The organism is Paenibacillus borealis (genome assembly GCF_000758665.1).
Lineage (GTDB): Bacteria > Bacillota > Bacilli > Paenibacillales > Paenibacillaceae > Paenibacillus_AQ > Paenibacillus_AQ borealis.
Genome location: NZ_CP009285.1, coordinates 5,214,045 through 5,225,557 on the forward strand (window position 1 = coordinate 5,214,045; position 11,513 = coordinate 5,225,557).

The following is an 11,513-nucleotide window of genomic DNA, read 5'->3' on the forward strand; positions in this document are numbered from 1 at the left end:
GACATTTTCCTACAAACTTCACAGATAACTGTCCACCATATCGTCGAAAGATTGTTCAAGGAGCGATAATTCCCCGGCAATTTGGCTCCAGTGCTGCGCTGAATCACCCCCTTTCAGGAGTTCCGACATGGCCGCTTCCCGCTCGGCCAGACCTTCACGCAGCTGATCCGCCGCACGTGAAAGTGCGGCAGCTGCCGCACCGGTATAGAAGGACAGCAACTGTTCTTCCTGGCTCGCAGCTGCAGCAGCAACCGCATCTTTGAGCCAGGGCTCTGCAGCTGCGCGGATTTCAGCCCGTCCAGGGCCCTCAAAGAAATGACGCGGTGATTTGAAGCGGCTCCACAGCCCCGCCCAATCCAGCGGGGCAAGGGAGCAATCCAGCCTCGAAGGGGCGGGCCAGCGCTCGTCCGGATTATCGAGAAGCTGAATGTCCTGCCCCGGGATGGAAAGATCCGCTGCTGCGGCTTCAGCCGCCCGGGTAACGAACCTGCGCCCGGCTGCCTCCAGCCGCAAAGTGGTCGCCCACAGCTCCTGCTCCAGTTCACGCAGGATACTGCGTTCCAGCTCCCGGCCGCAGGCAGTGAAGATGTCTTTCAGATTGCCCCCATCCTCCCGGAGGATAGAGGGATGGAACGATTCCTGAAAGGAACGGCCAAAGGAGAAGGCCAGGCGCTGCCGGACATGATAGAGCAGCTCTTCACCCTCGCGGCGCAGATCCCGGATGGGCCGCTCTTCGCGCTCCAGCTGTGCCAGCCGGAGGCCGGCGTCATCCCGGTGCTGCCGGAACTGACGCAGCCCTTCCTCCCGCTGGTCCGCTGCCATAAGCGCCATTTGCTGCCACTCCTCCGCGCGGAGACGGACCGAACGAAGACTGTCCCTCGCCGCCGCCAGTGACAACCGCGGCAGCTCCTCGCCTGCAAATTCAGAGAGCGCCGCTTCGAAGCTGCTGAACCCGGAAGCCTCATACGCTTCCCGGACCCCGCGGGACTTGCCCTCCAGCGCAAGCAGACTGGACAAGGTATAGATCCGTGGAGAAGTCAGGCCGCCGGCACGCAGATTCTGCAATACATGCATCTTCACTTCTTCGAGCTCTGCCTCGTCTGAAGCGAGGTCTGACGCGTTGATGATAAAGAACATTTTATCAAGGGCGAAGCTGTCCTTAATTCTGCCCAGCTGGGCTAGAAGACTGCGGTCGGCTTTGGAAAAGGCATGATTATAATAGGTCACGAAACAGATGGCATCCGCATTCTTCATGTAGCCAAAGGTCACACCGGTATGCCGGGCATGTAAGGAATCCGCTCCGGGGGTGTCAACCAGTACGATGCCGCTCCGTGTCAGGGGGCTGTCATAATAGAGGTCCGTATTCTGCACGAAGCAGGCCCGTTTCTCATCAGCCACCAGACTGCGGTATTCCTGCAGGCTCACTATGCGCTCTGTTCCGAGCAGCGGGCCGGATTCCTCCCAGCCCGCTGCCGCCGCGCGCAGGAATCCGGCATGCGGCAGCGAGGACGGATGAAGCCCGCTGGTCTGCAGGCGGGACGCCGCTGCGGTCCAAGACTCCCGCTGCGGCGGTGCCAGCTGCAGCACACTGAAGGAATGGAGGATATCCTCCCAGAAATCCTCCGCCGACTTCATCGTTACGGTCGCAGTCGCGTGGGCGAATCCGCCCTCCGGAGCCAGAATGCGGCCGACGGCGGCCGTGGCGGGATGCGGAGACACGGGCATCACCTCTTCGCCCAGCAGGGCGTTGGCGAAGGAGGACTTGCCGGCGCTGAACGCTCCGAACAGCGCCATCGTGAAGCGGCCGCCGGCGAGGTCCTCCGCCCGCGCCGCCAGGCTGCGCGCGGCCGAGGCCATGGCCGGCTCGCGGCGCAGCAGCCCGGCCGCAGCGTGCAGCGCTGCTGCGGCCTCATTCAGCCGGCGGCGCCCGCCCGACGGCTGTGCAGTACCCGCCGCCCACGGTGCGGCGGCGGGGTGCGAAGCCGCTGCGCTGCGCGGCGGCTGCTCCGGGCTGGCGGCGCGCAGCGCGCCAGCCGTTAGGGCCCTCACCTCCGGCAGGACGCCGGGGGTGAGGGTACGGCGCGGCGGCAGCAGCGCCGCGAGTTCGTCCGCGCGGGCGGCAGCCGCGCGGTCCAGGGCGGCCAGCGCGGCGTGCGCGTGCGCCTGCCGCCGCAGGGCCGCCTCGCGGCGCGAGAGCTCCGCGCGCCGCTCGTCCAGCAGCGGCGGCAGCTGGGCCAGCAGCTGCTCGCCGAAGGCCAGGGCCGCGCGGCGGAACTGTCCCTTAATTTCTGCCGCAAGCGCGCGGCAGAAATTAAGCAGCGCCTCGCCGGAAGACCCGGTTCCCGGCTTAGCCTGATCCGCCAGCCACTGCTGGCTCAGCGCCGGGAACGCCTGCTTCAGCAGCGGCTCCGCCCCTTCCTGCCACAGCCCTGCGCCTTCAGCCCAGTCACGCACGAGCTGGAGTATATGCCACTCCAGCTGAGCTGTGATCTCTCTCTGCTGAAGCCCATGCCAGTGGAGAAGTCGCGTTGCCTGCTCCTTCTCCCGCTTCGCCGCGGTGAACAATAACCCGCGCCGGAAACCCGGGCTGCTGCTCTCGATATAAGCTCCAGCAGCATCCCGTACATCGGCTGGCATCAGATTGCTGTTGCCAAGCAGGCCATCCAGCTTACTGCGCAGCTCCAGCCGCATCTGCTCCGGCAGCTGCACGAGCAGATCCTCTCCCTGCGAAACCGCCTGGAGCTCTGCTGCAACAACTTCCTCACCGGTACCGCCGGTCTCTTCCAGCAGCTGAGACCGCTCCTCCTGCTGCTCCTCGCGGTAAGCCGCAAGCACCGCGGCCGCTGTATGGTGCAGGGAACGGGATAAACTGTAGCCGAGCAGTTCTCCCCGCTGCTCCAGCAGACCTGCAATGATATTCAGCAGGTCATTCCATTGGTTCAGTGGGTGATCCTTCACTTTGAGGGAAGTGAACAACAGGCCTGCGGAATGAATCCCCCATTCATGGAAAGCGCTTTCGACTTGCTGCCGGTATTCCGCTATGGGGATTTCATGTTCCCTGTGCTTATCAATCTGATTGATGATGAGGTACAGCGGCTTGCCCCAGTCGCTGAGGCTTTTGGCAAATGCCAGGTTATTCTCTGACTGCACATGATTGTAATCCATGACATAGAACACGGCATCCGCCAGGTGCAGCGCCGAATGAGTTGCAGCCTGATGCCCCTCATCTGTAGAATCCACCCCGGGAGTATCCATGAGTACGCCGTGTATCCCCAGCAGCGGAACTTCCTCCCAGACCTCAATCGCTGAATATTCTGCACCCTGGCGGCAGTACTCCTGCAGCCGGTCCGGTGTAGTCTCAATAACTTGGTATACACCGGGAGCCCCGGCTTGAGGATGAAGCAATACCCGCGGAGCACCGCTTCGGATCGATACGATGTTGGCGCTGGTTGGAACCGGACCTGAGGGCAGCACTGCTTTTCCGCATAGTCCATTGATCATACTTGATTTGCCGGCCGAGAAATGACCGCAGAACGCAAGCGTAAGTTCACCCGCCTGTTCCTTGACTATAAGATCCGCAATAATTCCTGTACTCTCCTGTTCTTCCCAGTCCTCCATCCGCTGCTTGAGCAGCGTGAGCGGAGATTCACCGGATATTACCATTTCCCGTTCCAGCCTGCCCTGTTCTGCTCCCACGACAACCCCACCTTCGCTGCAATCTGTAACTTGTGAATCCGCCTATATGTAAGAATAAGAATTTATATGCTTCATGCTAACCATTATCTGCATCATTCCCAAGGCAAAGCCGTTTGTGTGAAGCCATTACATTTATATGTTTATCTTGTCAGCAAGAATAGAATAATTACATTTTATCATCAGTTTGTCACAAATCAACTATCCGCTTTTACAAAATCAGCTATAATCCCTCACGAAAATCACACCTTGACCGCTGAAATCGCACCTTGACAGATGATTCCAGATTCATTAATATATCCATAACGGATATATCACTTTTGGATATAGCCAATGTGGATATATAATCATGATATCAAATTATCGGACAGGAGGTGTGTAATGTCTAAGAACAACCCATTGCCAACGGAGCAATTATCTGACTCGGCTTATTATATTCTGCTCGCTTTGCTCACTCCGAAGCACGGCTATGCAATCATGAAGTACATCGAAGAGCTAACCGAGGGGGAGGTCAAGATGGGGCCTGCCACACTCTACACACTAATAAAGAAACTGCAGAAATCCGGCTACATTCTATTGAACGAGGATGAGGATGAGCGGCGCAAGACCTATCAGATCACCTCAAGCGGAACGGCTCTGGTGGAAGCTGAGATCGAACGGAGACTACGTATGTCGAGGCACGGGAATATAGCACAGCTAAATGCTAAGGAGGCGTTGACTTATGAAAATTAATAAGCAGACACGGTACATTCTGTCTAAGGGACTGGCTTTTGCAGAACAGAGTGAAATGAATAAATTAAGCAGGTTGTCGGAGAATGGCTGGGTGCTGGAGCGTTTCTCCCGGTTTGGTTCTGGTTTCATTGTCCGCAGAGGTCCTGCGCATAAGCAAATTTACTGTCTGGATATCCAGCATGTGCCGCAGAAGGACGAGAAGGAGTACCATGAAATGTTCGCTGACAGCGGCTGGGGTTATGTTTGTTCCGCCGGGGATATGCACATATTCACTGCTGAACCGGGAACCGTTCCCATTCATACGGACCGCTCAACACTCTATGAGAAATACCGCAAAATTACCCGCACCAGCAAACTTTTCGCCATCGTAGTGATGGTGCTGACAATTCTCACCATGACCTTGATGTACCTGTCGAGCCAGGTCTGGGGTCATGAGCTGCCATATAATCTAACACAAGTTTCCCTGTTGCTATGTGCCATGTTCTTCCTGCCTGCAATGATGGTATACATCGCCTTCTCTTTAAGGCTGCGTGCCCATTCAAATTAATTCACTCCGGCTATATTAACTGTTATGCTTCATCCTTGTTGTACGTATTACAACTTTGATTCAGCGATCCCTGCGTACTCGGAAGGATTGTTGTATAAAATACAAGAATTGTCCGGCTAAACCGCCTGGAGGAGGAGAAAAGCTGCTTTTCCTACAACAATTTCGAAATAACGCCGTGAAAATGAGCAAATTGTTGTACTTAGTGCAGGATTTTTATAAAAATTGGTTTCACACCAACATAGCTCAAAAAGAGCCGGCCACAAGGGCCGGCTCTTTATACTTGTAGAGTGCTATTAAGCTGTTTCCAGAACTGGAAGCAGGATTTCGAACACTTTGCCGTGCTGCAGAATAGTGAGGCCGCGGGCTTTGTCCTTCATTACAACCACTTCAGGTTTCACGGACATACGTTCCAGGTAAAACTCAGGTACGTCGCCGGAATGGCTGATTGTAATACCTTCTACTTCCTGCTCTTCATTTTCTTCCATCGGGCTGTCGACCACACGGTCAAAAATATCGGAGAAAGCTTCAAAATTATCGGTGTATACAGAAATGCACTTCATCTCTATCCCATCCTCTTCTTCATCTCTAAATCTTTGTTTGGTTTCGTATGAACCTTATCTTTCCTGATTACAGCGGTTTTCATACGTTTTTTGCCTTCCCGGCATACATCCAGCAGCGGGCAGACCTGGCATTGCGGATTCTGCGACTTACAGTGATAACGCCCGAAAAAGATCAGCCGGTGGTGCGTTAGCGTCCATTCGTCACGCGGCACCGCCTTCATCAGCTTCTTCTCCACTTCCAGCACCGAATCTTTCCAGCCCGCAAGCGCGAGCCGTTTGGCTACCCGTTCCACATGAGTATCCACGGCAATGGCCGGTACGCCGAAAGCGTTCGATATGACCACATTCGCAGTCTTGCGGCCGACACCCGGTAAGGTTACCAGCAAATCATGGGCCTGAGGCACTTCTCCGCCATACTGCTCAATAAGAATGGAGCAGAGGTTCTGAATATGCTTGGCCTTGTTGCGAAATAAGCCAATCCGCCGGATATCCCGCTCGAGCTCTTCAAGCGGCACTGAAATGTAGTCGATGGGAGCTTTGTACTTCTGAAACAGGTCCTCGGTCACTTTGTTCACTGTTGCGTCCGTACATTGGGCCGAGAGCAGCACCGCAATGGTTAGCTCAAAAGCGTTACTGTGATTCAGCTCGCAATGCGCATCAGGGAACATGCCTCCGATGGTATCCAGGATGTGGCGGACTTCTGCGACTTTCATAGTGTCCCCTCCACGGAGTCCTTACACCCGCAGCAGATCACACGGGCATAATTTCTCTAGTTAAAAGAAATATAAGCAAAGAATACATTATATCGTATACTTCCATAGCGTTCAAGCGAACACAGTGCTGACCTTATATTTCAAAAAAACGTCTTGATTCAGGGCTGAAGCCTGGATCAAGACGGTGTTTCACACGGAAAATCACCAAAACGATTATTGTTTCACTATTTCCACGATCTTGTCGTTATTAAAATACATTATAATATTATCATTTTCTTTGAGAGATTGCACGGATAAAGTCGTGTCACCTTGATGAATATATGCATTTGCAGCAAGCGCAAATTTATAATTTTCATTAAGTGTGGCGCGTTTGGTCATAATTTCATTGGTCGCAGTCTCATAACGCGAGAAGGTGCGGCTGAGCTGACTGAATACGGAAATAATGATTACTCCGCTGGCATCCTTACGCGCTAATACCCGATCCGCTGTAGTAAGGCCGCTCAGATCTGTGGTAGTCACACCGTCACGGGTAATTCTTACCCCTGCGCTGGCGGTGAAGATCTGTGGCACTCCGGAATAATCCTTCACGGTGAAGGTTTTCGCTGCAGCATCCACTGCTGAGACTTGACCGGAATACTGCTTAACCGACTGCAGCGATAATACTGTAGTCCCGTCAAAGTTAATGTTCACATAATCGCCCGTCTTAATCTCACTAAGAGTGGTTGTCTGGCCGGCTTCATTGGTAAGAGGAACTGCCGCTACATAAATATCGCTGGTTCCACTGCTTGTCTTGACAGTGACTTTGTTGGTATTGGCATTCACTCCTGCAACCTCAAGCTGTGCAGATGAGGCTACCCGCAGAACCGAAATTACCTCTTGATTGCCCGATAGTACTGCAGTTACAGGCACATTCACCGAAACATCTGCCATGGTCGCACCGGTTTTGCCGAAGATATCGACGGCGAGTGGATAACTCATGGTCATCAGCTGTCCATTACTCATTTTGAAAATGATGGTCTTCGTCGCAGCATTGATCGCAGTGAGTGTACCGGAATATTTAGTTGACAGCTCAACAGACAATGCCCGCTCATTAATAGCAGTCACATCTACTTTCCGGTTTTCGGCAAGCCTTGCACCCATACTGGTAATCGATGTTGTCGGGGTACCATCATAAGACATTTTAGTACTTGTATCCAGCTTGATTACATGTGCTTTGCCAACATTATCAGTGAAGGTAAGGAATTGTGTCTTCGCATTGAAATCAACCACCGTTGCTCCGGTAAACTGATTGATTTGCCGGCTGACTACCTCAATTTGGGTTACCTGATCACTGCTGTTCAGTGTGAGCTGAACATTGTCACCGCCTACTGTGTCAGCAATCAAATCACTCATAACAGGATTAGTAATATTGGGAATAATAATTACAGGCTTCGCAGCCAGCAGCTTCACTTCACGGCTTCCATCCGTCTTTTGATAGACAATTGTAGAATTCGTCAGTTCATAGATAAAGCCCTTAACAGTACGCTCTACACCTGAAGTAACTTCTACAGAACGGATCACGTTATCCTTGATCGTGTAGGAGGCAGCAGCACCTGCCTTCAAATCAGCCGGCAGAAGAATGGAATTCTGGGAGCTGAATAGGGAAACCCCATCTTCCCATTTGAAGCTTTCTGTAGTTCCGTCTGCATTCTTGAACGTTATGCTCTTGGAAGCCGTATCCACACTTTGGATCGTGCCGGTTGCGGTCTTATTTACTATGCCAGAGGTCACTTGAACCTTCACCACTTTATGGGAACCGCTGTACGTTTCACGTGTTAATCTAATTTTGCTGCCTGCAGTAATCGATGACGGCTGGATCACTGTTCCATTCACATCGGTGAATACAGTACCGGCATCATAGTCATATTGATCATAACCCAAAGCTGAATCAACCCAGACTATACCCGAAGAGACCTTCGTTAAAGTCCCCTCCGCCTGATCGATTTGTTGTGTCGGGTCAGTCAGCTCTACATAAGCTGCGTTATACGTTGCACCGATAACGGTCACCTTGGTGTAAGGCTGAATCTCATTCAAAGAGATACGGGTTTCGGAAGCACTTGTGAAATAAGCAGTGTTCGCATTCAAAGTGAAGTCCGCTGTGTTGCCATTACTAAATAATGTCAGCTTGCCGTCATTCAACGAACTAACTGTGCCTTTGAATGTATTGTCGTAGTCAAGCGTGTTGTGTGCCTCAGCACGGCTGAAGAAGGTTGCCAGCTGGGCACGGGTAACAGCACCCTGCGGGTCGAAGCGGTTGCCGTCCAATCCGTTGGCCAGCCCCAAATCAACTGCGGTGTTAATATAGCCGCGCTTATTGGCAGATACCTTGGAATCGTCGGCAAAACCGGTCGGTTCACCCGCTGCCGCTACTGCAGATGCACTCTTGCCCAGCGCCCGGACCAGCAATTCTGCAACCCATTCGCGGCTTGCCTTGCGCTCTCCCCAGGAGGTCTTCAGGTTATCTGCAGCCATTTCTACCGTTTTATCCAGCAGCCCCTGCTGGAAGGCCAACACAACGTAAGGCTTATAATAGTTAGTTACAAGGAAATCAGCAGGCAGAACCACATCTGTGCTGGTGTTCACGTTGCCCTGCAGCTTCATAAAGCGCAGTGCCATGAGAACAGCCTCTTGCTGGGTAACCGAGTCTCCCGGACGGAATAAACCGTTATTGCCGACAACGATCCCTTGGGTTGCCAGCTTGTAAATATGTTTCTCGGCCCAGAAGCCCGTTTTGACATCACTGAATATCCCTGCAGCAGCTGCTGCTGTCTGGGTAGTTACGGCTGCTGTGGATGTTCCGGCGGTGGTACTGTCGGCAAAAGCCGCTCCCGCACCGCTAAGCACCATAGCGCCGGCCAATACAGCTGACACCGCTTTGGCAGAATAGGATTGAACGCTACGCTTTAATCTTTTTTGACCGGACAATTCGATATTCCCCTCTCTATGGCTCATATGAATTTCTATGTTGGCTATTTCGTCAGCCATTGGCCCTTTTCCTGCGCAATGCCTACAATCCGTTGTTCTCACGTGTAATCGGATGCACGAGATCCACATGCCCCATCAGGCTCTCTACCTGCTCTCCGTCTACCAGCACATCGATATTCTTCACTTCTTCAAACTGGAAGAAGGTCTGGGACAACGCGCTAATTGCCAGGGCCTCACCGCCTGCACCAAGCTGCGCTTCATCCGGCTTATGAATATCCAGGACAATCTGTCCATTCGTGAATTCCAGAGATTTCAGCTCAATTTTGTTCCAAAGCGGAATCTGATCAGCATTCTTGCTGGTTTGCAGAGCCTTGAAGGCTTCTGTATATTTTTCTTTGGCATCCGTGAAGCTGATGGAGACTTCGGCCGCCACCAGATCTGTCTGCTGAGGATCCGTATAATAAATTTGGATATTCTGGTTCTGCTTCTCTGGTGCTGCCGGCTGTTCAGTAGCTGCAGGAGCTTCTGTGGCCGCAGGCTCTGTCGTACTTGTTGCCTGAGGTGCATTAGTGCTATTAGCACTGCTGTCGTTTCCTGCGTTTCCTTCAGCTCCGCTCGAAACGGAGGATGAATCCTGTCCCGCTGCATCCGCCGGCGATGCAGTTGGTTTGTCACCGCATCCCGAAATTACTGCGAGCAGCAATACTGCTATACCTGCATATGTCAATTTCTTGTTCATCACTAAATAACCCCCTCCATATGAATACGGGCAGGACAGGGCCGCAAAGTCCTCAGACCCGAATCTATGGCCGAAAGACGACTTTGCGGCCCTGCTGCCGCCCGCTGTTATTGAACCCCGAGATATTCCTTAATCCCGCTGACCATAGATGCAGCAACTTTGTTCTGAAGTGATTCCGTGAACAGAAGTGCCTCATCATTCTTGTTGCTGAGGTAGCCAACTTCAAGCAGTACCGCAGGCATTGTTGTCTCGCGTATAACGTGGAAGTTGCCGTAACGTACACCCCGGTCACTAAGTCCGGTAGCCTGTACAAGATACTTGTGCATCACATTAGCCAGAGCCTTACTGGCTTCGCGCTGGTAATAGGTCTCCGTTCCGCTTGCTGCGGACGAGCCGCTGCTGTTGGCATGGACGGAAATGAATAAATCAGCTTTGAGGTTATTGGCAATTGCCGCCCTGTCCTTCAGTTCAAGGAAGGTATCATCACTGCGGGTCAGAACCACGTCAATTTTGTTCTCCTGCTTCAGCAGCTCTGCCGCCTTCAGAATAACAGCGAGGTTGAAATTCTTCTCGTATTTACCCGTAACACCCACGGCCCCAGAATCTTTGGCTCCATGCCCGGCATCGAGCACCACCAGTTTACGCCCGCTGTTGCCAGGCTGTGTAGAAGTATCCCCGGTGCTCTGCGCATTCAAATCAATGACAATCAGCTTGGAGACATCGCCTGAAACTTCAACGCTATAATTTTTGGAGGTATTAAGGTCAATTACAAAACGGACTGTATACGGATTGGTACTATACAGCGAATAGCGTATACCGGATACTTCCGGATAATCCGTAACCGTAAGCATACCGTTCAGATTGGGATCCAGCTGTTGTCCTGTACCGAATACATCAGAGAAAGTGGCATTCGGCAGGTCAATCACAATCCGGTCCGGTCCGGTCACTTTGGAAACCTTCGGCTGGGTGTTGCCCTCAAGGGCAATGGTTAGCCGGTTCTCATTGAAGCTGATTCCGTTAATCATGCTTAGGCCGTTTGCCGCGTCATCCGGCGGGACTACAACGGTCCCCCCGTCTCCGCTACTTCCACCCGTTTCGGTGTTAGAATCCGGGATTTCCGGGGTAATAAGATCTACAATCTTCTTCGTATTGTCCCATTTGACTGTAAGGCCAAACTGCTCTCCGATGAATCTGATCGGCACTAGGGTTGTACCGTTCCGCAGGAGCGGTGACGTGGTCAAGATCACGGTCTTGCCGTCTACGGAGGCTGCTGTCTGATTAACGATCAGCTGCATAGTCTTTCCTTGTTGTTCAATCGTAACGGTCTTGCTTGTCTGATTCCAGTCTACCTTGTATCCAAGGTTCTCAGCGATCATTCTTAGCGGCACCATAATGGAGTTGTTTACATTTTCCACCGGAACATCCTGCCCTGCGGTCAGTTCCTGTCCATCCAGGAAAATCTTGTTGGTAGCGGCGGCAGCTTGTCCATGCCCCGGCAGAATCACAACAAAGAACAGCAGCAGCAACAGCATACAAGCAAATTTCTTCATTCTTCACCTCTAAGA

8 protein-coding genes are annotated in these 11,513 nt (G+C 52.7%); 2 read left to right on the top strand and 6 right to left on the bottom strand.

The features are described 5' to 3' along the window. Positions 1–18 precede the first annotated feature (18 nt). Positions 19–3,696: a dynamin family protein gene (locus PBOR_RS22085; RefSeq protein ID WP_245647864.1), complete on the bottom strand. Its 3,678-nt coding sequence runs from the start codon at positions 3,694–3,696 to the stop codon at positions 19–21. 378 nt (positions 3,697–4,074) lie between these two features. Here PBOR_RS22085 and PBOR_RS22090 point away from each other — a divergent pair, with 378 nt between their 5' ends. Further along, positions 4,075–4,425, top strand: coding sequence for a PadR family transcriptional regulator (locus tag PBOR_RS22090; protein ID WP_042215410.1), 351 nt, complete (start codon positions 4,075–4,077; stop codon positions 4,423–4,425). Continuing rightward, positions 4,415–4,972 carry a DUF2812 domain-containing protein gene (locus PBOR_RS35640; protein ID WP_052429599.1) on the top strand — a complete coding sequence of 186 codons (558 nt, stop codon included), beginning with the start codon at positions 4,415–4,417 and terminating at the stop codon, positions 4,970–4,972. The genes PBOR_RS22090 and PBOR_RS35640 overlap by 11 nt, the downstream gene beginning before the upstream one ends. A 293-nt stretch (positions 4,973–5,265) precedes the next feature. Here PBOR_RS35640 and PBOR_RS22100 read toward each other — a convergent pair whose 3' ends face one another. The 5 genes from PBOR_RS22100 to PBOR_RS22120 form a co-directional block, all read right to left on the bottom strand. After that, positions 5,266–5,532, bottom strand: a complete 267-nt coding sequence (locus PBOR_RS22100; RefSeq protein ID WP_039308864.1) for a hypothetical protein — start codon at positions 5,530–5,532, stop codon at positions 5,266–5,268. Positions 5,533–5,534: 2 nt separating this feature from the next. Then, on the bottom strand, positions 5,535–6,245 hold the full coding sequence (gene nth / locus PBOR_RS22105; protein ID WP_042215412.1) for an endonuclease III: 711 nt from the start codon (positions 6,243–6,245) through the stop codon (positions 5,535–5,537). 213 nt (positions 6,246–6,458) lie between these two features. Next, the gene (locus PBOR_RS22110) at positions 6,459–9,269 is read right to left on the bottom strand and encodes an S-layer homology domain-containing protein (RefSeq protein ID WP_052429600.1); all 2,811 of its coding nucleotides are present in this window, start codon (positions 9,267–9,269) and stop codon (positions 6,459–6,461) included. Between the two features lie 22 nt (positions 9,270–9,291). After that, complete coding sequence (locus PBOR_RS22115; RefSeq protein ID WP_042215415.1) at positions 9,292–9,948, bottom strand: GerMN domain-containing protein; 657 nt, start codon at positions 9,946–9,948, stop codon at positions 9,292–9,294. A gap of 107 nt (positions 9,949–10,055) precedes the next feature. Beyond that, entirely contained in the window at positions 10,056–11,498 is a 1,443-nt protein-coding gene (locus PBOR_RS22120; RefSeq protein ID WP_042215417.1) for an N-acetylmuramoyl-L-alanine amidase family protein, read from the bottom strand. Between the last annotated feature and the right edge of the window lie 15 nt (positions 11,499–11,513).

What these genes read in the sequence shown, in the direction of transcription:
- PBOR_RS22090 (WP_042215410.1), top strand. Translation starts at nt 4,075, where the DNA reads ATGTCTAAGAACAACCCATTGCCAACGGAGCAATTATCTGACTCGGCT.
- PBOR_RS35640 (WP_052429599.1), top strand. Translation starts at nt 4,415, where the DNA reads ATGAAAATTAATAAGCAGACACGGTACATTCTGTCTAAGGGACTGGCT.
- PBOR_RS22100 (WP_039308864.1), bottom strand. Translation starts at nt 5,532, where the DNA reads ATGAAGTGCATTTCTGTATACACCGATAATTTTGAAGCTTTCTCCGAT.
- nth (WP_042215412.1), bottom strand. Translation starts at nt 6,245, where the DNA reads ATGAAAGTCGCAGAAGTCCGCCACATCCTGGATACCATCGGAGGCATG.
- PBOR_RS22110 (WP_052429600.1), bottom strand. Translation starts at nt 9,269, where the DNA reads ATGGCTGACGAAATAGCCAACATAGAAATTCATATGAGCCATAGAGAG.
- PBOR_RS22115 (WP_042215415.1), bottom strand. Translation starts at nt 9,948, where the DNA reads ATGAACAAGAAATTGACATATGCAGGTATAGCAGTATTGCTGCTCGCA.
- PBOR_RS22120 (WP_042215417.1), bottom strand. Translation starts at nt 11,498, where the DNA reads ATGAAGAAATTTGCTTGTATGCTGTTGCTGCTGCTGTTCTTTGTTGTG.